This is a genomic window from Xanthomonas sp. LMG 12461 (genome assembly GCF_009192935.1).
Taxonomy (GTDB): domain Bacteria; phylum Pseudomonadota; class Gammaproteobacteria; order Xanthomonadales; family Xanthomonadaceae; genus Xanthomonas_A; species Xanthomonas_A sontii.
Genome location: NZ_NQYT01000035.1, coordinates 69,452 through 94,008, shown reverse-complemented (window position 1 = coordinate 94,008; position 24,557 = coordinate 69,452). Strand labels below are relative to the sequence as shown.

16 protein-coding genes and 1 pseudogene are annotated in these 24,557 nt (G+C 67.5%); 10 read left to right on the top strand and 7 right to left on the bottom strand.

Annotated elements, in window-relative coordinates; genetic code table 11:
- Window positions 1–4: 4 nt before the first annotated feature.
- The 7 genes from CEK68_RS09810 (at window position 5) to CEK68_RS09780 (ending at window position 6,063) form a co-directional block, all read left to right on the top strand.
- Window positions 5–286, top strand: coding sequence for a DUF4190 domain-containing protein (locus CEK68_RS09810; RefSeq protein ID WP_017913403.1), 282 nt, complete (start codon window positions 5–7; stop codon window positions 284–286).
- Window positions 283–1,056 (top strand): class I SAM-dependent methyltransferase, encoded by a 774-nt coding sequence (locus CEK68_RS09805; RefSeq protein WP_152236844.1) that lies wholly within the window; start codon window positions 283–285, stop codon window positions 1,054–1,056. Before CEK68_RS09810 ends, CEK68_RS09805 begins: the two co-directional genes overlap by 4 nt.
- A gap of 8 nt (window positions 1,057–1,064) precedes the next feature.
- Complete coding sequence (locus CEK68_RS09800; protein WP_043091899.1) at window positions 1,065–2,120, top strand: quinone-dependent dihydroorotate dehydrogenase; 1,056 nt, start codon at window positions 1,065–1,067, stop codon at window positions 2,118–2,120.
- Window positions 2,117–3,160: a UDP-N-acetylmuramate dehydrogenase gene (gene murB, locus CEK68_RS09795; protein ID WP_152239264.1), complete on the top strand. Its 1,044-nt coding sequence runs from the start codon at window positions 2,117–2,119 to the stop codon at window positions 3,158–3,160. Before CEK68_RS09800 ends, murB begins: the two co-directional genes overlap by 4 nt.
- A complete protein-coding gene (locus CEK68_RS09790; protein ID WP_017916938.1) occupies window positions 3,154–4,062 on the top strand; it encodes a DMT family transporter in 909 nt (302 codons plus the stop codon). Before murB ends, CEK68_RS09790 begins: the two co-directional genes overlap by 7 nt.
- Before the next feature lie 130 nt (window positions 4,063–4,192).
- Window positions 4,193–4,882, top strand: coding sequence for an aspartate/glutamate racemase family protein (locus CEK68_RS09785; RefSeq protein WP_152239263.1), 690 nt, complete (start codon window positions 4,193–4,195; stop codon window positions 4,880–4,882).
- 2 nt (window positions 4,883–4,884) lie between these two features.
- The gene (locus CEK68_RS09780) at window positions 4,885–6,063 is read left to right on the top strand and encodes a TPM domain-containing protein (RefSeq protein ID WP_152239262.1); all 1,179 of its coding nucleotides are present in this window, start codon (window positions 4,885–4,887) and stop codon (window positions 6,061–6,063) included.
- A 557-nt stretch (window positions 6,064–6,620) separates the two neighbouring features.
- Here the strand turns inward: CEK68_RS09780 and CEK68_RS09775 are convergent.
- Together CEK68_RS09775 and ispG are read right to left on the bottom strand one after the other, a co-directional pair.
- A complete protein-coding gene (locus tag CEK68_RS09775; protein ID WP_152239261.1) occupies window positions 6,621–7,331 on the bottom strand; it encodes a phosphatase PAP2 family protein in 711 nt (236 codons plus the stop codon).
- Window positions 7,312–8,577, bottom strand: coding sequence for a flavodoxin-dependent (E)-4-hydroxy-3-methylbut-2-enyl-diphosphate synthase (ispG, locus tag CEK68_RS09770; RefSeq protein WP_010340040.1), 1,266 nt, complete (start codon window positions 8,575–8,577; stop codon window positions 7,312–7,314). Before ispG ends, CEK68_RS09775 begins: the two co-directional genes overlap by 20 nt.
- Window positions 8,578–8,701: 124 nt before the next feature.
- Between ispG and CEK68_RS09765 the strand changes: the two genes are divergently transcribed.
- The 3 genes from CEK68_RS09765 (at window position 8,702) to CEK68_RS09755 (ending at window position 12,379) form a co-directional block, all read left to right on the top strand.
- Entirely contained in the window at window positions 8,702–9,925 is a 1,224-nt protein-coding gene (locus CEK68_RS09765; RefSeq protein WP_043091040.1) for an ATP-binding protein, read from the top strand.
- Window positions 9,922–10,488: a response regulator transcription factor gene (locus CEK68_RS09760; RefSeq protein WP_043091894.1), complete on the top strand. Its 567-nt coding sequence runs from the start codon at window positions 9,922–9,924 to the stop codon at window positions 10,486–10,488. The genes CEK68_RS09765 and CEK68_RS09760 overlap by 4 nt, the downstream gene beginning before the upstream one ends.
- Before the next feature lie 97 nt (window positions 10,489–10,585).
- Window positions 10,586–12,379, top strand: a complete 1,794-nt coding sequence (locus CEK68_RS09755) for a sensor domain-containing phosphodiesterase (RefSeq protein WP_193314155.1) — start codon at window positions 10,586–10,588, stop codon at window positions 12,377–12,379.
- A 28-nt stretch (window positions 12,380–12,407) separates the two neighbouring features.
- Here CEK68_RS09755 and CEK68_RS09750 read toward each other — a convergent pair whose 3' ends face one another.
- The 5 genes and pseudogenes from CEK68_RS09750 to CEK68_RS09730 form a co-directional block, all read right to left on the bottom strand.
- Window positions 12,408–13,970, bottom strand: coding sequence for a sodium/sugar symporter (locus CEK68_RS09750; RefSeq protein WP_152239260.1), 1,563 nt, complete (start codon window positions 13,968–13,970; stop codon window positions 12,408–12,410).
- A gap of 96 nt (window positions 13,971–14,066) precedes the next feature.
- Window positions 14,067–16,685, bottom strand: a complete 2,619-nt coding sequence (locus CEK68_RS09745) for an exo 1,3/1,4-beta-D-glucan glucohydrolase (protein ID WP_193314154.1) — start codon at window positions 16,683–16,685, stop codon at window positions 14,067–14,069.
- 817 nt (window positions 16,686–17,502) lie between these two features.
- A pseudogene (locus CEK68_RS09740) lies at window positions 17,503–18,447 on the bottom strand (transposase).
- Window positions 18,448–18,584: 137 nt separating this feature from the next.
- Window positions 18,585–19,067, bottom strand: coding sequence for a hypothetical protein (locus CEK68_RS09735; protein ID WP_152239258.1), 483 nt, complete (start codon window positions 19,065–19,067; stop codon window positions 18,585–18,587).
- 2 nt (window positions 19,068–19,069) lie between these two features.
- Window positions 19,070–24,502 (bottom strand): RHS repeat-associated core domain-containing protein, encoded by a 5,433-nt coding sequence (locus CEK68_RS09730; protein WP_193314153.1) that lies wholly within the window; start codon window positions 24,500–24,502, stop codon window positions 19,070–19,072.
- Window positions 24,503–24,557: the final 55 nt, after the last annotated feature.

Genomic DNA, 24,557 nt, shown 5'->3' with positions numbered 1-24,557 from the left:
AGCGATGAGTCAGGTGCGCGAGACCAATTCCCTGGCGGTGGTCAGCCTGGTCGCCGGGATCCTCGGCTGGACCCTGATGCCGGTACTGGGCAGCCTCGGCGCGATCATCACCGGGCATCTGGCCCGGGCGGAGATCCGCCGCCAGCCGCAGCGCTTCCAGGGCGATGGCCTGGCGGTGGGCGGGCTGATCCTGGGCTGGGCCGCGGTGGTGCTGGCCGTGCTGGCGGTACTGGCCTTCGTGCTGTTCTTCGGCGGGCTGGCCTGGTTCGCCAGCACCCAGTCGTGAGCCGGGACGCCGCCGCGCCGCGGGAACGCTTCAGCGACCGCGTCGCCGATTACGTGCGCTACCGCCCCAGCTATCCGGCGGCGCTGCTGGACTGGGTGCACGGCGAGCTGGGCGTGGCGCGCGATGCGCTGGTCGCCGACATCGGCGCCGGCACCGGCATCTCCACGCGCCTGTTCCTGCAGGCCGGGCATCCGACCCTGGCCGTGGAGCCGAACGCGGCGATGCGCGAGGCCGCAGTGGCGCTGCTGCAGGACCTGCCGGGCTTCCGCGCCATCGACGGCAGCGCCGAGGCCACCACCCTGGCCGATGCCAGCGTCGACCTGGTCAGCGCCGCGCAGGCCTTCCACTGGTTCGACCTGGAGGCGGTGCGCCGCGAATGGGCACGCGTGCTGCGTCCGGGCGGGTTGGCGCTGGTGTACTGGAACTCGCGCCTGCTCGACGCCACGCCGTTCCTGGAAGGCTACGAGCAGTTGCTGCTGGAGTACGGCACCGACTACAGCGCGGTGGCCGAGCGCTACCACGACGATGCCACCATGCAGCGCTGGTTCGGCGCCGGCCTGCGCGGCACCGCGCAGTTCCCCAACGCGCAGCGCATGGACTTCGAGGCGCTGCGCGGACGCCTGCTGTCCTCCTCCTACGCGCCGCTGCCCGGCCACCCGCAGCATGCGCCGATGCTGGACGCGTTGCGCGCGCTGTTCGACCGGCACCAGCGCGACGGCGTCGTCGCGTTCCATTACCGCACCCGCGCCTTCGCCGGGACGCTGAACTGAGCCACGCCATGTACTCCCTCGCCCGACCGTTCCTGTTCGCCTTCGATGCCGAGCGCGCCCACGCCCTGGGCCTGCGCGCGATCGAACTGGCCTACCGCACCGGCACCAATCCTTTGCTGGCGCGCACGATCGCACCGATGCCCACGCGCGCCTTCGGCCTGGACTTCCCCAACCCGGTCGGGCTGGCCGCGGGCCTGGACAAGAACGGCGAGCACATCGACGCGCTGCTGGCGCTGGGCTTCGGCTTCGTCGAGATCGGCACGGTCACCCCGCGCGCGCAGGCCGGCAATCCGCAGCCGCGCATGTTCCGGCTGCCGCGGCAGCAGGCGGTGATCAACCGCATGGGCTTCAACAACCTGGGCGTGGACGCGCTGGTGCGCAACGTCGAGCGCGCGCGACGCCGGCGCGGCCTGCTCGGCATCAACATCGGCAAGAACAAGGACACCCCGAACGAGGACGCCGCGTCCGACTACCTGCATTGCCTGGAGAAGGTCTATGCGCTGTCCGACTACGTCACCGTCAACATCTCCTCGCCCAACACCGCCGGCCTGCGCGAGCTGCAGGAGGAACAGGCGCTGCGGCAGCTGATCGCGCGCCTGCGCGAGGCGCAGGAAGCGCTGGCGGCGCGCCACGGCAAGCGCGTGCCGATGCTGGTCAAGGTGGCGCCGGACCTGAGCGACAGCGACATCGACGCGGCGGCGCGGGTGCTGTCGGACCTGCAGGTAGACGGGGTGATCGCCACCAACACCACCGTCGCCCGCCCCGGCCTGGAGCACGAACCGCTGGGCGGCGAAAGCGGCGGCCTGTCCGGCGCGCCGCTGCTGGGCCAGTCCACCCTAGTGCTGCGCCGGCTGCGCGCGCGCCTGCCCGAGAGCATTCCGCTGATCGGCGTCGGCGGCATCCTCTCCGGCGCCGACGCGGTGGCGAAGATGGCCGCCGGCGCGGCCCTGGTGCAGTGCTACAGCGGCCTGGTGTTCCGCGGGCCGGAGCTGATCGGCGAGTGCGTGGAGGCGATGCGCCGGCGCCGCGAAGCGCCCAGCCGCGGGGACGTGGTCGTCCCATGAGCACGACGGCCTGGTCGCTCACCGCGCAGGCGCCGCTGCAGGCGCTCAACACCTTCCACGTCGCCGCGCAGGCGCCGTGGCTGCTGCAGATCTTCGCGCCCGAGGCGCTGCCCGAGGCGCTGCTGGCGCCGGAGCTGGCCGGCGCCGCGCTGCTGCCGCTGGGCAGCGGCAGCAACATGTTGTTCGCCGGCGACGCGCCCGGGGTGGTGCTGTGCTTCGCCAACCGCAGCATCGACACCCTGGAGCACCGCGCCGACTACGCGATCGTCCGCGCCGGCGCCGGCGTAGGCTGGCACGAGCTGGTGATGTGGTCGCTGGCGCAAGGCCTGTCCGGCCTGGAGAACCTGGCGCTGATCCCCGGCACGGTCGGCGCCGCGCCGATCCAGAACATCGGCGCCTACGGCGCGCAGATGGGCGAGTTCGTGCATGTAGTCGAGGCCTACGACCGCGCCGATGCGCGCTTCGTGCGGCTGGACGCGGCCGCCTGCGAGTTCGGCTACCGCGACAGCCTGTTCAAGCGCCAGCCCGACCGCTACCTGATCGCCGCGGTGGAGTTCAACCTGCCGCGGCTGCACGCGCTGCGCCTGGACTACGCCGGCATCGGCGAGGAACTGCAGGCGATGGGCATCGCCACCCCCGGTGCGCCCGACGTGGCCCAGGCGGTGATCAACATCCGCCGACGCAAGCTGCCCGACCCGGACGTGCTCGGCAACGCCGGCAGCTTCTTCAAGAATCCGCTGCTGCCGCTGGAACAGGCGCTGGCGCTGCAGCACGAGTACCCGGCGTTGCCGGTATTTCCCGGCGACGACGACAGCCAGCGCAAGCTGTCGGCGGCGTGGCTGATCGAGGCCTGCGGCTGGAAGGGCTACCGCGACGGCGATGCCGGCGTGTCCGCCGCGCACGCACTGGTGCTGGTCAACCACGGCCAGGCCAGCGGCGCCGAACTGCTGGAACTGGCGCGGCGCATCACCGCCTCGGTGGGCGAGCGCTTCGGCGTCATCCTGGAGCCGGAGCCGCGCATCGTCGGCGCGCAGTGGTAAGCGCGCCCACGCCGCTGCGCGCGGCGCTGCTGATGCTGGCCAGTACGATGGCCTTCGGGCTGATGGTCGTCGCGATCCGGCTGGCATCGGCGCAGCTGTCCACGCTGCAGATCGCCTTCTTCCGCAACCTGTTCGGCCTGCTGTTCCTGTTGCCGATGCTGCTGCGGCCGGGCCGGCCACTGCCACGCACCGCGCAACTGCCGCGTTACCTGCTGCGCACCGCGATCGGCCTGGTGTCGATGCTGGCCGGGTTCTGGGCGATCGGGCATCTGCCGCTGTCGCAGGCGATCGCGCTGTCCTACTCCACCCCGCTGTTCGCGACCCTGGCCGCCGCCCTGTGGCTGGGCGAGACGGTGCGCCTGCGGCGCTGGCTGGCGGTACTGTGCGGCTTCGTCGGGGTGCTGCTGATCGTGCGCCCCGGCGCCGCCGCGTTCAGCCCCGGCACCCTGGTGGCGGTACTGGCCGCGGTGATGAGCGCCCTGGTCGCGATCCAGATCAAGCAACTGGCGCGGGTCGACGCCGCCAACACGGTGGTGTTCTACACCTACGCGTTCTGGGTGCCGATGTCGCTGCTGCCGGCGCTGTTCGTGTGGCGCTGGCCGCACGGCATCGACTGGCTGTGGCTGCTGGCCACCGGCCTGTTCGGCACCCTCGGCCAGTTGCTGTGGACGCATGCGCTGCGCCTCGGCGAAGTCTCCGCACTGACCCCGATCAGCTTCACCCAACTGCCGCTGGTGGCGCTGTTTGGCTGGTGGCTGTTCGACGAGACGCCGGACGGCGGCACCGTGCTGGGCGCGCTGGTGATCCTCGGCGCCAACGCCTACATCGCCCACCGCGAGGCGGTGCTGGCACGGCGTGCGGCGCGCGCCGGGGCCGGCACGCCGCCGACCCTGGACGCCTAGTGATGCGCGTGACGCCGCGTCGCGCCGCGGCGTCCCGTCGATCGCCGACACAGGCACAGCGCGCGGTCGCCGCACGCGGCCGATGCCGCTACCATCCTTGCGCACTCGACACGGCGGCAAGCGACGCACGATGAAGACGATCGGCATGATCGGCGGCATGAGCTGGGAATCCACCCTGCCCTACTACCGACACATCAACGAGACGGTGCGCGCGCAGTTGGGCGGACTGCACTCGGCCAAGCTGCTGCTGCACAGCGTGGACTTCCACGAGATCGCGCAGTACCAGCGAGACGGCGACTGGGACGCGGCCGGTGCCGCGCTGGCGGCCTCGGCGCGCGCGCTGCAGGCCGGCGGCGCCGAGTTCCTGGTGCTGTGCACCAACACCATGCACTGCGTCGCCGACGCGATCGCCGCCGCAGTCCCGCTGCCGCTGCTGCACATCGCCGATGCCACCGCCGATGCGCTGCAGGCCGCCGGCATCGTCCGCGTCGGCCTGCTCGGCACGCGCTTCACCATGGAGCAGGCGTTCTACCGCGAACGACTGCAACGGCGCGGCTTCGACGTGCTGATCCCGGATGCGCCGGCGCGCGAGGACGTGCACCGCATCATCTACGAGGAACTGTGCCAGGGCGTGGTGCAGGCGCCGTCGCGGCTGCGCTACCGCGAGGTGATCGCAGGCCTGCAGGCGCAAGGCGCGGAGGCGGTGATCCTGGGCTGCACCGAGATCGGATTGCTGGTCGGCCCTGCCGACGCGGCGGTGCCGCTGTTCGATACGACCGCGCTGCATGCGCGCGCCGCGGCCCTGTACAGCCTGGCCTAGCGATGCGCAGCCAGGCCGCACATGTCGCCGCCATCGGCCCGCGCCACGACGCCAGCGCTCCGCGCGGCTGGGCGCCGTTCCGGCTCGGCGCCCTGCTGGTGCTGGCGTCGCTGCTGTGGCCGGCGCTCGGCCGCTGCGCCGTCGCCATTCCGCCCTACACGCCGAACGTGGTCGACCCCGCCGGCACGCTCAGTGCGGACGATACCCAGCGGATCAACGCGGCACTGCAGCGCCTGCGCGAACGCCAGCACATCTGGGGCGCGGTCTACATCGTGCCGTCGCTGCAGGACGAACCGATCGAGGCGCTGGCCGAGCGCGCCTTTCGCACCTGGCGGCTCGGCCGCCAAGGCAGCGACAACGGCCTGCTGCTGGTGCTGGCGATGCAGGAGCGGCGTTCGCGCTTCGAAGTCGGCTACGGCCTGGAGGGCGTGCTGCCCGACGTGGTCGCCCGGCACGCGCTGGACGATTACCTGGCGCCGCGCCTGCGCCAGGGCGACACCGCCGATGCGATCGTCGCCGCGTTCGACTTCATGGGCCGCGCCGCCGCGCAGGATCCCGAGGCCGTCGCCGAACTGGCGCAACCGGCCGACGACGGCATGCACTGGCGGCGCGGCGCCATCGCCTGGGCCGGCCTGCTGGTGCTGGTGTGGCTGCTGCTGCCGCTGCGCAGCGCCTGGACCGGCGTCCTGCGCAAACGCCTGCTGCGGCGGCATCCGCGCCTGTCGGACAAGCCCGAGGAACTGGTCCAGGACACCGCACGCGGCGGTTTCTGGGCATGGTTCATCCGCCTGTTCCTGAGCGCCAACCCCGGCATCTTCGTGGTGCTGCTGTCTGCCAGGTCGATGACGATGACGGTGATCTTCCTGGCGCTGGAACTGCTGATCCTGGTGCTGACCCTGGCCATCGCCGCGCAGCGCTACCGCTCGCCGCAGCGCTACAGCCGCTTCCTGCAGGCGCTCACACGGCGGCGCAATGCGCTGATCCGCAAGGGCCATATCGCCGAGACCGCGCCCGGCGTGTTCGCCTACACCGCCAGCTACCATGCCGCTCAAGCCGCCAGGGAACGCGCCGCGGCCGAGTCCGCGGCATCGTCCTCATCCTCGTCGTCCTCCAGTTCCAGCAGCGACTCCTCCTCCGGCGGCGGCAGTTCCGGCGGCGGCGGCGCCAGCTCGAGCTGGTAGCGGAGACTGCAGCGAACGCTCGAGCAACATCAGCACGGAAAATACTTTTCCCGTTTTAAAAATAGTGAGTGGGCCGCTTTGCACTTACATAAAGCGCTGCCCGCACCATGGGGCGGAAGAAATCAATTCTCTCCATTGGACGGACGTTCGCGAACAGCAGCTTCGAACCTTTCAGGCTGAGGATTGCCATGCGCGAGCCAGTCACATCCGAAAACCGCCATTTGCGCCCTACCCAACTCTTCTGCAGTGGCCCCAATAAAGCCGCTTCCCGGCAAACCCGACTCCTGCTGTACGACTATCGCTGTGAGCGGGGGCAGCTGATTTAGCAAGCAATACGATTGAATAGGCTCAAGTAGCTGACCAAGACCCGCGCGATGTGCGCCCGTGAGTGCGGCCAACTGGGAGTAGGTTAAAGACTGGCGATGGCGTGCCGCCCACGCCAGCACTGCCCAAATCTGACACGCTCGCTCGGATCTGGTCATGTGTTCATCCTTCGCAGGTTTTGGAGGCGACGGCACAGCGAGCGCCAGCAGTGTGGATTGGCCGCGTACTGGAAATTATGCCAACGCGCGCCGCGCGCGCCAGCGCGGCCGGCGCTCGCCGCGGAACAGCAGCAGGTACAGCCCCACCACCCACACCAGCGCCGCGCTCCAGCCGCCGAGGATGTCCGAGGGGTAATGCACGCCCAGGTACACCCGCGACACCCCGACCAGCAGGGTGAAGCTGCCGGCCAGCCACAGCACCGGCCAGCGCCAGCGGGTACGCCAGCTCAGCGCGATCAGCACCGCCGCCAGGGTCATCGAGCCCATCGCGTGGCCGCTGGGGAAACTGAAGGTGTGGTGTTCCGGCGCGATCGACTCCCACAGGCTGGGCCGGTCGCGCTGGAAGAACTGCTTGGCGCCCATGTTCAGCAGCGCCGAGCCGATGAAGGACAACGCGGCGAACAGCGCCTCGCGCCAGCGGCGCAGGCCCAGCAGCGCCAGCACGATCAGCGTGTCCAGCGGGATCACGCCGTACTGATAGCCGGCCTCGGTGACCACGGTGAAGAAGCGGTCCCAACCCGGGCTGGTCAGGCCGCGCATGCTCCACAGCAGCGGCTCGTCGAAATACAGGTCTTCCAGCGCATGCACTTCGTCGGCCAGGGCCACGAACACGCCCAACGGCAGCAGCACCCCGGCGAACAGCAGCACCACGCGCCAGGCGTTCAGCCGCAACCAGCGGCGCAGCCCGGCCGCCTCGGCGACGGACTCACCCGGTGCGGCGGACATAGGTGCGTTCGACGTACTCGTCGATCAGCGCCACGAACTCCTGGGCGATGTTCTCGCCGCGCAGGGTCACCTTCTTCTCGCCGTCGATGAACACCGGCGCGGCCGGCGCCTCGCCGGTGCCGGGCAAGGAGATGCCGATGTTGGCGTGGCGCGACTCGCCCGGTCCGTTGACCACGCAGCCCATCACGGCCAGGGTCATGCTCTCGGCGCCGGGATGGCTCACCTTCCACTCCGGCATTTTCGCGCGGACGTGGTTCTGCACCACCTTGGCCAGCTCCTGGAAGAACTCGGAGGTGGTGCGGCCGCAGCCCGGGCAGGCGGTGACCAGCGGGGTGAAGGCGCGCTGGCCGGTGGTCTGCAGCAGTTCCTGGGCGACGATCACTTCCTGCGTGCGCGACTGCCCCGGCTCGGGGGTCAGCGAGATGCGGATGGTGTCGCCGATGCCTTCCTGCAGCAGCACCGCCAGCGCGGCCGCCGAGGCGACGATGCCCTTGCTGCCGATGCCGGCCTCGGTCAGACCCAGGTGCAGGGCGAAGTCCGAGCGCTGCGCCAGGTCGCGGTACACCGCGATCAGTTCCTGCACGCCGCTGACCTTGCAGCTGAGCACGATACGGTCGCGGCCTAGGCCCAGTTCCACCGCGCGCTCGGCCGAATCCAGCGCCGAGCGGATCAACGCCTCGCGCAGCACCCGGCCGGCATCCCACGGCACCTCGCGCCGCGAGTTCTCGTCCATCAGCTGCGCCGCCAGCGCCTGGTCCAGCGAGCCCCAGTTGGCGCCGATGCGCACCGGCTTGTCGTACTTGAGCGCGAACTCGATCAGCTGCGCGAACTGGGTGTCCTTCTTCTTGCCGAAGCCGACATTGCCGGGGTTTATCCGGTACTTGGCCAGCGCCTCGGCGCAGGCCGGCTCGGCGGCCAGCAACTGGTGGCCGTTGTAGTGGAAGTCGCCGATCAGCGGCACCTCGATGCCCATCATCCGCAACTTGTCGACGATGCGCGGGATCGCCGCGGCGGACTCGGGGGTGTTGACGGTCAGGCGCACCAGTTCCGAGCCGGCGCGCCACAGTTCGGCCACCTGCTTGACCGAGGAGGCGACGTCGGCGGTGTCGGTATTGGTCATCGACTGCACCACCACCGGCTTGCCGCCGCCCATGGTGACGCCGCCGATGCGGACCGGCTGGGTGAGACGGCGCGCCCAGGGCGCGGCATCGGCGGGAGGCGTGGGGCGGCTGACGGCATCGTACATGCGCCCATTTTAGCCTGCGCGGCGCCTCCTGCCGCACGCGCCGGCACCGCCGATTCAGCGAGGCGGCGCCGCTGCGACGGTTTGTCGCAGGCAGGCCCCCGGCCCAGCGCATACGATGCGCAGCATGGATTCCACCGACGCCTCCTTCCTGCGCACCCTGTGCAGCCTGCGCTGGCTGGCCACCGCCGGCCAGGCCGCGACGATCCTGGTGGCGACCTGGCCGCTGCAGCTGCCGCTGCCGCAGGCGCCGCTGTGGGCCGGCGTGGCGGTGCTGGCGCTGTTCAACCTGTACGCACAACTGCGCCTGCGCCATGCCGACTCGGCCGCGCCGGCCACCGCCTTCGGCCACATCCTGGTCGACGTGACCGTGCTGACCTGGATGGTCGGCTGGAGCGGCGGTATCGGCAACGCCTTCGGCTCGCTGTTCCTGGTGCTGATCGCGCTGGCGGTGCTGGCGCTGCCGCTGCGCTGGGCGCTGGCGGTGGCGCTGGCCTGCGTGGCCGGTTATGCCGTGAGCGCGCTGTTCGGCCTGCCGTTGCCGCACGGCCCCTACCAGGCGCTGGACCTGCAGCGCTGGGGCATGGCCGCCAACTTCCTGCTGTCCACGGTGGTGGTGCTGGTGTTCTCCACCCGCCTGGCGATGGCCATGCGCGAACGCGAACGCGAGCTGGCGCTGCTGCGCGAGCGTTTCACCCGCAACGAGGGCATCGTCGCCCTGGCCACGCATGCCGCCTCGGTGGCGCACGAGCTGAACACACCACTGGCGACGATGACCCTGCTCACCGACGACATCGCCGAACAGAGCACCCAGCCGGAACTGCGCGAGGACCTGGACACGCTGCGCGAACTGCTGGTGCAGTGCCGCGAGCGGGTGCTGGCGCTGGCCGCGCCGGCACAGCGCGCCGGCGGGCAGACGGTGTCGCTGGCGCAGGTGCTGCACCAGTGGCAACTGGTGCGGCCCACCGTGCGCCTGCGCCGCAACGACGACGCGCCGCTGCAGTTGCGCATGGAAAGCGCCATCGGCCATCTGCTGCAGGTCCTGCTGAACAACGCCGCCGACGCCGGCGAACGCGCCGGCCATCCGCAGGTGGACCTGAACGTGCGGGTCACCGGTAGCGAACTGGTCGGCGAGGTACGCGACTACGGGGGCGGCTTCGACGCCAACCAGGTCGGCCTGCCGGCCACCCTGTTCCGCAGCGGCAAGCCCGAGAGCATGGGCGTGGGCCTGGCGCTGTCGCATGCGACCATCGAACGCCTGGGCGGCGAACTGTGGACCGAGCCGGCGCCGGACCATGGCGCCCGGGTCGGCTTCCGCCTGCCGCTGCTCGCCCTGGAGACCTCCGCATGAACACCGAGACCCCGCTGGGCCTGCTGGTCGACGACGATCCGCTGTACCTGCGCACCCTGCAGCGCACCCTCGCCCGCCGCGGCCTGGAGACGCGCACCGCCGACAGCGCCGCCGCCGCCCTGGCGCTGGCCGCCGAGGCGCCGCCGGACTACGCACTGATCGACCTCAAGCTCGGCGACGAATCCGGCCTGGCGCTGATCCAGCCGCTGCGCGCGATCCGCGCCGACATGCAGATCCTGCTGGTCACCGGCTACGCCAGCATCGCCACCGCGGTGGAGGCGATCAAGCTCGGCGCCGACGACTATCTGCCCAAGCCGGCCACGGTGCCGATGATCCTGCGCGCGATCGGCCTGGAGGCCGAGGAGGACGAAGACGAGGACGGCAGCGACGTGCCGGACGCGATGACCCCGCTCAGTCGCCTGCAGTGGGAGCACATCCAGCAGGCCATGCACGAGACCGGCGGCAACGTGTCCGCGGCTGCGCGCCTGCTCGGCATGCACCGCCGCTCGCTGCAGCGCAAGCTGGCCAAGCGGCCCAGCCCGCAGCGCGACCCGCCACGCTGAGCGTGCGGTGCGGTGCGGCGCGGCGCGGCGCCGCGGCAGCCTGAACCGCCCTTCCGGCCGGCGCTCAAGTCCGCAGGTACCGGGCCGATAACCCGGCATGCTGAAGTCTCCCCCACCCGCCTTGCTGGACGAGCCGCAACGGCTCAGCGCCCTGCGCCAGCTGTGCCTGCTGGACACGCCGGCCGACCAGGTCTTCGATCTGGTCACGCAGCTGGCGTCCCGCTACCTGCGGGTGCCGATCGCGCTGGTCTCGCTGATCGACGAACAGCGCCAGTGGTTCAAGTCCCGGGTCGGCCTGGAGGTGCCGCAGACGCCGCGCAGCCAGGCGTTCTGCGCCTACGCGATCCACAGCCCGGAACTGATGGTGGTGCCCGACGCGCGCCAGGACCCGCGCTTTTGCGACAACCCGCTGGTCACCGGACCGCCGTTCATCCGCTTCTACGCCGGCGCGCCGCTGCTGATGGCCGACGGCGCCAGCCTGGGTACGCTGTGCGTGATCGACAGCGAGCCGCGCCACGAGTTCGACGAGGTGGCGCGCCGCACCCTGCAGGACCTGCGCGACCTGCTGATGGTGCGCATCGACACCCTGCGCAACAGCGGCTTCGTCGATGCGCTGACCGGCCTGCCCAACCGCAGCCGCTTCAACGACGACCTGACCATGTGGCTGTCGCTGCAGACCGCCGACCACCACGACACCGCGGTGGCGATCGACGTGTGCGGCATCGACTATTTCCGCGACATGGTCAAGGCGCTGGGCTGGGAGTACGCCGAGGGCTACCTGCTGGCCACCCGCGACCGCCTGCGCAAGGCGCTGGGCAACCTGCCGCTGTACCGCATCGACACCACCACCTTCGTGTTCATCATGGAAGGCAGCGACACCGCGCATCTGGAGTACTGGTGCGAGCACCTCTGCGACGCCTTCGCCGCGGCGATCGACCACCAGGGCATTCCGCATGCGGCCAGCCCCTCGCTGGGCGCCGTGCGTCTGGACGGGGCGCTGAGCGCCAATCACACGGTGCGCTCGCTGACCACCGCGGTGGACATGGCGCGCCAGCGTGGGCAGCGCTGGAGCCTGTACGAGCGCAACCACGACGCCAACCAGCGCAATGCCTTCCGGATCCTGGCCGCCTTGCCCGAAGCGCTGGAGGCGCGCGGCCAGCTGAGCCTGCACTACCAGCCACGGGTGAGCCTGCGCAGCGGCGAATGTGTGGGCGTGGAAGCGCTGCTGCGCTGGCAGCATCCCTTGCTCGGGACGGTGGCGCCGAACGACTTCATCCCGCTGGCGGAAAAGACCGCACTGATGAGCCGGATCACCGCCTGGGTGCTGCGCGCCGGCATCGCCCAGGCGGCGCTGTGGCAGCAGCGCGGCTATACCTTCAGCGTGTCGCTGAACGTGTCGGCGGTGGACCTGGAACAGGCCGACTTCATCGCCCGGCTGCAGGCGCTGCTGCAGCAGCATGCGCTGGCGCCCGGCGCACTGGAGATCGAATTCACCGAGAGCGCGATGATCCGCGATCCGCAGCGGGTGGCCGAACAACTGCAGCAGATCAGCGCGCTCGGGGTGAAGATCGCCATCGACGACTTCGGCACCGGCTACAGCAACCTCGGCTATCTCAAGAACATTCCGGCCAGCGCACTGAAGATCGACCAGTCGTTCATCCGCGCCCTGCCCGGCAGCCGCAGCGACGGCATGCTGGTGCCGTCGATGATCCATCTCGGCCACGACTTCGGCCAGCAGGTGGTGGCCGAGGGCATCGAGAGCGCAACCGTGTACCGGATGCTGCGCGACTGGGGCTGCGACGAAGGCCAGGGCTACTGGATCGCGCGGCCGATGCCGGCCGAGGCGCTCGACGCCTGGCTGGCAGAGCCGTGGCAGGGCGACGACGCCTGAGCATGCCGCGCCACGGCCCGCCCGTGGCTCACCAGAACACCGCGTACAACGCCACGAGGATCGCGATCACCGCCGCGGCGCCGAGCTTGAAGCCCAGCGTGGTGCCGTAGCGCACGTCGTCGGTGCGGATCAGGTCGCGTGCCGGCGCCTGCGGGGTCAGCAGCGACACCAGCACCGCCGCCACCAGCGACAGCACGAACACCAGGCCGATGCGGTCCATGAACGGCAGTTCCGGCCACAGCTTCTTCAGCGCGAACGACAGCAGCACCGAGCCGATCGCCGCAGTCAGCGCGCCGGCCTCGTTGGCACGCTTCCAGAACAGGCCGAGCATGAAGATCACCACCACGCCAGGGGTGAAGAAGCCGGTGAATTCCTGGATGAACTGGAAGCCCTGGTCGAAATTGCCCAGCAGCGGCCGCGCGGTGAGGATGCCGATCAGCACCGACGTCACCGCGGCCACGCGGCCGACCCGCACCAGTTGCGGCTGGTCGGCCTGCGGGCGGAACTTGGCGTAGAAGTCCAGGGTGAAGATGGTCGCCACCGAATTGATCTTGGACGCCAGCGAGGCCACGATCGCCGCCACCAGCGCGGCGAACACCAGGCCGAGGATGCCGCTGGGCAGCAACTGCATCATGGTCGGATAGGCCTGGTCGGGCTTGGCCAGGTCCGGCGCCAGCACCACCGCGGCGATGCCCGGCACCACCACCACCACCGGCATCAGCAGCTTCAGGAACGCGGCGAACACCATGCCCTTCTGCGCCTCGCCGATGTTCTTGGCCGCCAGCGCGCGCTGGATGATGTACTGGTTGAAGCCCCAGTAGCTGATGTTCATCACCCACAGGCCGCCGAGCAGCACGCTCAGGCCCGGCAGGTCCTTGTAGAACGGGTTGTCCTTGGACAGGATCATGTGGAAGTGCTCGGGGTGCGCGTTCCACAGGTGGCGGAAGCCGGCGAGCACGCCGACGCCGTCGCCGATCCGCGACAGGGTCAGCCCAGCGACCAGCAGGCCGCCCAGCACCAGCAGGGTGACCTGGACGATGTCGGTCAGCGCCACCGCCTTCAGCCCGCCGTACAGCTGGTAGACCAGCGCGAACACGCCGATCAGCGCCAGCGCCAGGGTCTGGTCCATGCCGGTGACCTGGCTCACCGCGATCGAGCCCAGCCACAGGATCGAGGTCAGGTTGACGAACACGTACAGCAGCAGCCAGAACACCGCCATCAGCGTGCGGATCCACTTGCCGTAGCGCTGCTCCAGGAACTGCGGCATGGTGTAGATGCCGTTGCGCAGGAAGATCGGCAGGAAGAACTTGCCGACGATCAGCAGGGTCAGCGCCGCCATCCACTCGTAGGAGGCGATCGCCAGGCCGATCGCGTAACCGGAACCGGCCATGCCGATGATCTGCTCGGCGGAAATGTTCGCCGCGATCAGCGAGGCGCCGATCGCCCACCACGGCAGGGTCTTGCTGGCCAGGAAGTAATCCTCCGCGCTCTTGCGGTGCCCGGCCTTCTCCCGCGAGACCCATTGCGCGAGCAGGAAAATGCCCGCCAGGTAGACCACCACGATCGCCACATCCAACGTCGCCAACCCCACTGCCTTCTCCTACGGGCCGCAGCCCTGTCGCACCGTTGTCCATGACGCCGCCCGCATGGGCGGCGCCGCTCGTTCAAGAAAACCGTTCGCCGCCGCTCAATGCAGCGGGCAGTCGACCACGCTCTGCGGGTCATTGCTGCTGCCCAGCGCGATCCGCGACAGCGACAGATCCAGTGCGCCGTCGCTCTCGATCTCCGGCAGACGCTCCAGCCGGGTCAGGTCGGCGCCGGCCGCCGCGAAGCACTTCAACGGCACGCCCAGCGTGCGCCACTCGCCCTTGGGCAGCGCGGCCAAGGCCTTGCCCAGGTCCACGCGCGCGCCGCAGTCGTGGCCGCAGGCCACGCCGATGCGCGCGGCGGCGCCGGGCGCCGCATCCACCTTGACGGTCAGGATCAATTGCACGTCGCCATTGCTCTCGCGCGACACGTCCAGCGGCTTGGGCAACACCAGCGCCAACCCGGACTTGCCGCTGCCGGACCAGACGAAGCGTCGCGCATCCTCCTGCGCCTTGTGGTCGATCGCGGTGACCTTCAGCGATCCGTCGGCCAGTGCCGCCGGGAAGGTCGCCGCCGGCAGATTGGCCTGCGTGCCGCCGAACAGGATCAGGTTGATGCCCGCCGCCGGCTTGCCGCGGTCCAGGTACACCCCGCCCACCGCCTGCGCACCGGACACGCCCGACACCTCGGACAGCCGGCTCAGATCGCCCTTGTCCTCGTAGGTGAGGCCATAGCCGAAGGCGAACTGCGGGCTGTAGTTCTTCTGCCCGACGTTGTTGGCGAACTGCACCGCGGTGCGCGGCCAGGAAAAGCTCAGCTTGCCGTGGAAGTCGTACTGCACGCTGCCGTCCGCCTTGCGCAGCAGCACGTCGGCGATGCCGGCGCCTTCCGAACCCGGCAACCAGGCCGCGACGAAGGCGTCGGCGGCGTTGATCTCGCGGTTCACCCACAGCGGCCGCCCGCTCAGGAATACCGCCACCACCGGAATGCCCTGGGCCTTGAGCGACTTGATGAGTTCCAGGTCGCTGTCGTCGCCGGGCTTGTACAGCAGCGTGGCGATGTCGCCCTGGAACTCGGCGTAGGGATGCTCGCCGAACACCACCACCGCCACGTCCGGCTTGGTCGCGAACTTGCCGTCCACCGCCAGCTCGGCGCTGCCGCCGGCGGCGCCGACCTGCTGCTGCAGGCCTTCCCAGATGGTGGTGCCGTTGGGGTAGTCGGCGCGCTTGGTGCCGGTGCCCTGCCAGTTGAGGGTCCAGCCGCCGGCCTGCTTGCCCATGTCGTTGGCGCCGTCGCCGGCCACCAGCAGCTTGAGCTGCGGCTTCAGCGGCAACAGCTGCCCCTGGTTCTTCAGCAGCACCAGCGATTCGCGCACCGCCTGCCGCGCCACCGCGCGGTGTTCGGGCGCGCCGAGCAGCTCGAACTTGCCGCCGAGCGGACGCTGCGACGGCTTGCCGGCCTCGAACAGGCCCAGGCGCAGCTTCACCCGCAGGATGCGCCGCACCGCATCGTCCAGCCGCGCCATCGGGATCTGCCCCGACTTCACCGCCTTCAGCGCGTTCTCGTAGACGCCCTTCCAGCTGTCCGGCGCCATCAGCATGTCGACGCCGGCGTTGAACGCGGCCGGGCAATCGTCCTTGCGGCAGCCGGGGACCTGGGCATGGCCGTTCCAGTCGCCGACCACGAAGCCGCCGAAATGCATCTGCCCCTTCAGCACGTCGGTCAGCATGACCGTGTTGCCGTGCATCTTGACCCCGTTGACGCTGTTGAACGAGGCCATCACCGTTTGCGCCCCCGCCGCGATCGCCGGCGGATAGCCGGCGCCGTGGATGTCGCGCAGCTGCTGCTCGCTGATCCGGGTATCGCCCTGGTCCTTGCCGTCGGTGGTGCCGCCATCGCCGAGGAAGTGCTTGACCGAGGAGATCACGTGCGACCCGTCCAGGAAACCCGGCATGCCGGGCACGCCCTGCAGCCCCTCGACCACCTTGCCGGCGAAGCTGGCCACCACCTCGGGCGACTCCGAATAGCCTTCGTAAGTGCGGCCCCAGCGGTCGTCCTGCGGCACCGCCACGGTCGGGGCGAAGGTCCACTCCATGCCGGTGGTACGGGTCTCGGCGGCGGTGATCTCGCCGATCTTGCGCATCAGCTCCGGGTCGCGGGTCGCGCCCAGGCCGATGTTGTGCGGGAACAGCGTGGCGCCGACGATGTTGCTCTGACCGTGCACCGCGTCGATGCCGAAGATGATCGGGATCGCCGGGCCGGCGCCGTCGGTCTGCATCGACGCCGTGTAATAGGCATCGGCCAGCGCCAGCCACTGCGCCGGGCTGGCGTCGTACTTGCCGCCGGGATCGGAATTGCCGCCAGCCAGCACCGAGCCGATGTGGTATTTGCGCGCGTCCTCCGGGGTCATGCTGCCGATGTCGCCCTGCACGGTCTGCCCGACCTTCTGCTCCACCGACATCTGCGCCATCAGCTTGGTGATGCGCGCTTCCAGCGCCGGATCCTCCTTCAGCGGCCAGGCCGGCGACGGCCACCGGTCCGGGTGGATCGGCGGCGGCGGCGCGGCCGCCGGTGCGACCGGCACGGAACGACCGGGAACGGCGGCGGCCAACGCCAGCAGGCCAAGCGCAGCGGCCGCGGCCAGCGCCGTGCGAAGCGGCGCGCGCGCGCCAGCGGTCTGTGTGTGCAAGAGACTCCCTCCCAGGAACGGCGAACGCATGCCATGTCGCGGCCGGACCGCACACGCCGAGGTGCGGCCGGCGCCTACGCTTCCCGAATCGCCCCAAGCCTGTCAACCGCGCCGCGAGGTATGCCCCGATGCCGGCGGGATATCGGCTAACGCTATAGCGATGGAATACCGGGTTTACCTGTGCTGGTGGGCGTGGGCCCGCCCTGCATCCCCAAGATCGGCAGGATCGCACCGGGGATTTTGCTGCATCGCAATAAAGTCGACTTTACACAATGCGCAGCTGGAAGAATCACGTATCGATCGCTGATCGGCCTCCCTGCTGCACGAATGCGGTGCCGCCCCCCAACATCCTGCCTGCGGCGCTGCAAAGTTCGTGACAACCATGTTGCCACCATCGAACCATGTCCGCTTGAGTCCTTTTGGAGTCGTTCGCCACAGACCATGTGGCACAGGCGCAACGCTCCTAGATCGATGCTTTCAATCGGATGCGATGGACCATCCAACGAATCATCCAAATTTTCAGCATGTAGTACTGGCCGCATCAAGAATAATGCGCCGCCCCCAAGCTGAGGACACGCCAGCGATAGAATCTATCTCTTCAATTCGCGAGATCGAATTTTTGCAATACACACAACAAAAACCCCAGAATAATCCAAGCCATCCCAGAAAAAATGAACAATACCCCCAAGATATATTTAACCACCCACTCCAACCCACAATTTTTACTGCAAGGATCTACACCACTGTCGCCATATATTATCTTCAAAAATCTATAAACAGAAATGGAGAACCCGATAAAGCCAAAAATTTTTAAAAAGGACCGCACTTAAAAACCGTAAGCCCCACGTCAAGCAGGCGCTTTAAAAGTAGAACTTTCTGCGTGTGGGTTGCGGCACTGGAACGGGGTCATTCTACCGAGCGAGTCGTGGGATCGCTATTCGTTGTACCGGTGAATACCTCGCCCAGAAATTCGGGGCCGTTGTCCGAGCGCGCCAGCCGCGGCAGGCCATGGTCGCGTTTGATCTGCTCGAACACACGCACCAGGCGTTGCGAGTTGATCGAGGTATCCACTTCGATGTGCAGCACCTCGCGGTTGAAATCATCCACGACGTTGAAGGTGCGAAATCTGCGGTGCAGGTCGGCGCGTCACTCATGAAATCGACTGACCAGACCGTGTCTGGCAGCCTCGGCACGTAGAGCGACACACGCTCACGCTTGGGCAGGCGCCGCTTGGCGGCGCGGCGCAGGTTGAGATTCATGGCCTTGTACACGCGATAGATCCGTTTGGGATTCCAGCCCGGGTGCTGCTTGCGGAGGTGGTCGCTGCACTTCCAGAAGCCGCGAATGGGGTATGCTTCAACGAAACGGTCGATCTCGGCGATCAGCTTGGCGTCGCGCACCGCCCAGTCAAAAGGCGGTGCGTACCACGCCGCCCGCGACAACCCGACGCATGCACAAGAGCGGCGCAACGGAAGCGCGCGAACCTCGACAAGAAGCCGCACCGCCTCGCGCTTGCGCGCTGGCCCTAGAGTTTTTTGCGATTAGGTCCTTACATCGCCGCGTTGTCGAGCGCCAGCTCGGCATAAATCCGCTTGAGATTGGTGTTCTCGGACTCCAGCTCCTTGACCCGTCGAAGCTCGGAGGCCTCCAAGCCAGCCTACTTGCTCTTCCACTGGTAGTAGGCCGCCGTACTGATGCCGACTTGGCGACAGATGTCTTTGACCAGTACGCCGGCGTTGGCCTGCTTGAGCGTCGCGATGATCTGCGTCTCGGTGAACTTCGATGTGCGCATAGGACCTCCTGGCTGTGAAACGATGCCATAAAGATCTACTTATGTGGTGTCTGCTATGTAGGGGAGCTTACGACACCATTGGCGGCGTAACTGAGCGCTTCACCGATACATGGGAAATCGGTCTAACACCGCTCAAATTAAAGCCTCATAAAATATCTCGATATCTTATCAATATCAACAATCGCTCCAGCCTCAGCCAAAGCACCTACAAGATTTGCAATGTCGCCCCTTTTGAAAATCTTTAAGTTTTTCTCTAGCAATATTTTATTAGAGAATTGATCTCTCAGAGAAATATAAAATCCAACACTATGAATTAATCCAAATTCTTTATCGCCACGCCCTCTAAAGCCAACTTCAACCAGTCGTCCTTTAACACTACAGCGCTGCCTGGAAAAAGGCCCCCATGCGCACAAGTAACCGCCATCAAGAAATATTGCATTAAAAGCCACACAATAAAAGACAAATACAATTGCCATTACGGAAAAAATTAAAAACAACAAGTCGAAACTGCCAGCCTTAATGAACCCAGCAATCACAACAAGCTCCACTACAACAAGTGGAAGAACCATGAAAATGCATGCCGAAGGTGCCGGTCGCAAAACTAGATTACTATTCTTCATGCTTATTTACACCCACAGGATGTCTGACTATCAAGTAGAGCGCCTGACGGAACGGCAGCCACTCCCCCAGCACCACCTCCTGGAAAATTCTCAATGATATTAGCAGCCATCATCTTGGAAAATGTTTTACCAGAGACACTACTAATACTTCCGTTCTTTAATTTAGTTAAGGAGGATTTTGCCACCGCAGATATTCCGTTTCGGCCAGCAAATCCAGGCATTAGCTTCCCAGCGCCAGGAATAAACCCAGTCAGCGCACCGATACCACTATCAGCAATGAAAGTGCTCCAGTTAAAACATGCACGTTTCCCAGTAAGCATTTCAAGCCCCTGCGAAGTCGCATTAGTGGAAGCTCCACCAACTGCGCCTGCAAGAATTGGATTTCCGGTATAGAGCAGCGCCTCACCCCCTAACGCTCCACCTGCGGCAGCGCCCGTATATTTCTCCCAACCGCTCAAATCTCCGGAGATGAGATCGGATATTCCTTGCCCGCCAACACCCACCAATGCTCCGCCCAACATAAAAACTGCATCATCTATACCGGCCCATAGACCGTAAGGATCCACCAAGGCCACCGGATTACCATTCACATACGCGTAACCATTTATCCCACCAGAAAGCCTAATCGGATCTTCCCCAATAAAGCGCCCTAATTCCGGCTGATAATATCGCGCACGGTAGTAGTAAAGTCCACTCGCGTCCCGCTCCCGCCCCGTGTACTGATACGGGTTGCTGGTCCCTGCGCTGGCTTGACTGGTCTGTCCGTAAGGCGTGTAGTCGTAGCGCTGGATCAAGGCACCGCTGGCGTTGGTAAGTGCGCGGGTGCTGCCAAGGGCGTCTGTCAGGAAGTACGCACGTCCGCTGGCTTCGTTCCGCGCATAACGCTCGTCGATGCCAAGCCCGGTCAGGATCGCGTTGACGGTGCCGCCCTGGGTTTCCTGCACCGCGTCCAGCCCGTCGTACAGATAGCTGACGGTCTGCCCGCCTTCGGTCTTGCTCACTCTTCGACCCAGCGGGTCGTAGCCGAAACTGGCGATGCTCGCCGTTCCCTGTTTGATCTCCACCAACTGGTCGCGCGCGTTCCAGACGTAGGTCCTTACGCCATCGGAGAGCAGGTTGCCGTTGGCGTCGTAGCTGAGCGTCTGGCCGTCGGCCTGGGTTTGCCGGTTGTTGTCGTCGAAGCTGCCGCTGCGGGCCGCCGGCAGCGCCTGCGGGGCGAAGCTGCCGGTCTGCGCCACCAGCCGGCCCAGTTGGTCGTAGCCATAGCCGATCTCGCCAAGGGCCGTGCCGTCCGGTTTGAGCCAGGCGATGCCGGTGGTCTGGTTGGCGGTGTTGTAGGCGTACCCGGTCTTGACGCCGTTGGGCAGCGTGGTCTCGGTGAGGCGATCGGCGGCGTCGTAATCGAACGCCACGGTCTCGCTCCCCTGCAGCAGGGTGCGCAAGCGGTCGACGTCGTCGTAGCGGTATTCCAGTGCCGCCTGGTTGGCCGCGATCATCTTGGTACGGCGGCCCGCGGCGTCGTATTCGTAGACGATGTTGCCTTGCGGTGTGATGGCCTTGATGACCTGGTCGAACAGGTCGTAGTCCCAGCTCAGGGTACCCGCTGCCGAATCGACCAGCGCCACACGGCGGTTGCCGGCGTCGTAGGTGAAGGTCTGGGTGCGCCCGTCGGCCTCGGTGACCACCGACAGGCGCCCGAGCACGTCGTAGGTGAAGGTCTTTTTCTGGCCCTTGCGATCGGTGTAGCTGGCGACCCGGTCCATGGTGTCGTAGGTCCATGTCTCGGACTGGCCCAGCGCGTCGGTACGGGTCAGCGGACGGTTGCGCTCGTCGTAGGTATAGGTGATGCCGTTGCCGTGCGGCAGCAGGATCGCCACGACGTTGCCGTTCTTGTCGTAGCCGAACTCGGTCACGTTGCCGGCGGCGTCGTAGGCCTTGCTGACACGGCCAAGCGCGTCGTATTCCTGGCGCGTGACGTTGCCCTGGTCATCGCGGCTGCCGGTCACCCGACCGAGGCTGTCGTACTGGAAGCGGGTGCTGCGCCCGAGTGGATCGACCATGCCGGCCAGATCGTAGCCAGCGTACTGGAAGGCGATCGTCTGGCCGATCGCATTGGTCGCGCTCAACGGCAGGCCCGCGCCATCGCAGGCGAAGCGCGCCGTGCGGCCGCCAGGGTCGGTGACCGCGGTCAGGCAGCGGTTGGCGCCGTAGTCCAGGCGCGTGACCCGCCCGAGCGGATCCGTCGCCGATTGCAGGTCGCCGTCACTGGTGTAGCTGAGGCTGGACACGCGCGCCTGTGTGGTGCCCGCCAGCAGCGTGACCTGCAGCGGTCGCCCGCCCGCGTCGTAGCGATACTCGGTGCGACGGCCGAGCGGGTCGATACTGGCGGTGACCTGCCCGTAGGCGTTGCGCTCGAAGCTGTACGTCTGTTGCTTGTCGGTGCCATAGGCCAGGATGTCGGTCTTCGGATAGGCGCTGTTGCCGTCGAAGACGACGCGGCGTTTGCTGCCGTCCGGACTGGTGACGAGCACACCAGTGGTGCCGCCATCGACATGCGCATAGTCGATGACGAAGATGCCGCCATCGGCCTGGGTCTGCTTGACGACCCTGCCGGTGGACACGCCGTTGACGACCTCGAACTCGTTGAGCAGGACGCGCTTGCCGCGCGCGTCGGTGATGGACTGCATCCGATGCTGCGCGAGTGCGTTGTTCTGGCTTCTGGTCTGGTAGGCATACGCCTTGCTGCCGCCATCGGGGAACCCCACCGTGGCGAGCAAGCCATTGCTGTCGTAGGCATAGGTCCAGCGATTGCCGGCGTTGTCGGTGGCGGCCGCGATGCGATTGCGAGTGTCGTACTCCAGGCCGATATAGCGCCCACTCGGCGAGACGATGCGCGCGACCAAGCCGGCATCGTAGAGCAGCGTGGTGCGGTTGCCATAGCGGTCTTCCAGCCAGCGCAGGCGGGTGTCCATGTAGCTGGAGAATTGCATGCGGCTGCCGTCGCGCAGGGTGATGCGGAAGCCGCGGCCCCACGGCTGCAACGGGTCCGGATCGTAGACCGATTGCAGCACGGCACCGGCATACTGCGTGGTCGAACCGGCTTGGCGCCACTCGCCACGCGGGCCGGAACCGGAGGCCCGATCGAAGCGGATATAAGCTCCAGTCGGCAGCACCAGATCGAGCGAATCGTAGGTGCCCCCGGGGTTGTGCAGGTAGTAGCCCCAGTTGGACGCGGTGCCGATGCCGAACTCGCGCTGCTTCATGTCATGGGGACGGTAGCTGCGCGACAGGCTCAGCGCCGTCACGTCGGCGATCTGCAGGTCGGTTTCCGAATGGACGAATTCGCCGGTCTTTAGGTCGATGGGATCGGCCGCATTGGCGACGCCGCCGCTACCCGGGGTTCCGCAGCAATGCCCATCCGGCGGCAACCCGGCCTCGCTGGGCGGGTCGTTGCTGGGCACGCTGTACATGCCGCCCATGGTCTGGTGCAAGGCGACGCCAGGCTCGGGAACGAAATGCTTGCCGTCGGCCGAAACGGTGCCCTTGCCGTAGACGCGCCAGCCATCGCGCGGGTCGTACATCCAGAAATTGGCCTGGGTACCCGCGGCGTAGCCGTCGTAGTTGGGGTAGTAGACCTGAATGCCGTTGTTGGCGCCGGGGTCGAGTCCGCGGATCTGCGCGCCGCCCGGCTCGACCGTGAACGCCATCGGATGGTTTTCGGTGACCGGGAACGGCGCGCGATTGACCGGCGTCGGCACGATCGCCAGTTCGGTCACCAGGCGGCCCTTGCGGTCCAGCACGACGGTGCCCTTGGGAATGCGCAATTGCAGGCCGGGAATGTCCGGGTGACCAACGACCATGTCCTGGACGGTCGGCGACGGGATCCGGATCTTGTCGCGCGCGGCGATGCGTGGCAGATGCAGCAGATAGCCGAGTTCGTTCAATCGGCCGGCGGCGACTTCGGTGCCGACGACGAATTGACCGTATTCGGCGCCGGCCGTGTTGGCGGTGCTACCGTCGACGTAGAGCTCCTGGTGCCCCGCCGGCACATCGAACAGGGTGAACCAGCCGTTCTTGTCGGTAAGCGCGCGCTCCTTGCCGATGCTGACCTCGACCCCGGCCACGGGTTGCTGGTCCACCCGCACCACACGCCCGCGCACCATCGTCACGTGGAAGGTCGCGGCGATGCGCGCGATGCGCGCGTTATGTTCCGGCTGTTGCGAGGCGCCATAGATGCGCCAGCGGCTGTCGGTATTGTCCTGTCCCGGGTACCAGATGCCGTCCACCAACAGGCCGTGCGCGCGGCACGGCACACCGTCGTTGGCACAGGACGCCGGCGTGCCTGCACCGGTCATCTGCACGCTGGGTGCGGCGCCCGCCTCTGCCGGCGCGGCCGTTGCGTGCGCCACCGGCTGTCCGTTGCTGTCGTAGGCGGCGGTGCGGAAATCCAGGGCGATCAACGGCACGGCATCGCCCGATGCGCCGCGCGCACCGTCGACCATCAGGGTGTAGCGGGAATCCGGGAACAAGGCCTGACGCGGCTGCACGAACAGCAGACGCCCCTGCTCCACAGGCGCGATGCGTACCGCGACGCGCCCCTCCGGACCGACCAGGGTGACGGTGCGCGCGGACAACGTGGGCATGTGCAGCGGACGCGAGAAGCGCAGCGCGAGCCGCGCGGTCGGCGCGACGCCGGCTGCCCCCTGCACCGGCACGCTGCCGGCGAGCCGTGGCGCGCCTGGCGTATCGGCGATGCTGGCCGGATACGGAAGAAACGCACCCGCGAGCGGATCGAACACGGCATCGCTGGCGATGCGCTGGGCGTTCCGCGACGCCGGCAACGCCACACGGCCATCGGCCAGCAGGCGCGAGCTTGCGTTGCCGCCGCCCGGCAGATCCGCAGGCAGGGTGATCGCCCGATCGCTGGCTTCGTCCCACACCTGCGCACCGGCGCCATCGCCAGTGCCGCCGGCGAGCAGGAGGCGACCATCGGTCAGTACCGTGGCGGTGTGCCCATAGCGCGCACGCAGGCTCAGCCCCGTGGCCGGCTGCACGGAGGCGCTTGCCGGATCGAACCACGCGCCGCCGTCCTGCAGCCGGCCCTTGGCATCGCGGCCGCCCCAGACCAGCACGCGCCCGCTCGGCAGCAAGGTGACGCTGGCATCGATGCGTACCGATGGCAGCGCGATCTCGCGCGCACGCTGACCGGGCACGCGATGGCGCAGAAAGCGCCCGTCGGGCGCCAGCGCCAGCTCGCTGCCATCGGCCAATGTGGTTGCATGCCACTGCCCGAGCACTGCAGGAACAGCGCCAATGCCGACGGCCGGCATGGCCGCCGTCGACCAGACCAACTGTTGGGAGGCGGCCGTCGACGCCAGCGCGCCCAGCAGCCCACCCAGGATCACGCTTTTCCATGCGCTGTTGAACCACGTCATATGCTCGCTCCGCTCCATGCCTGCTTCCGTTCTGCGTCCGTTCGACGGAACCGCG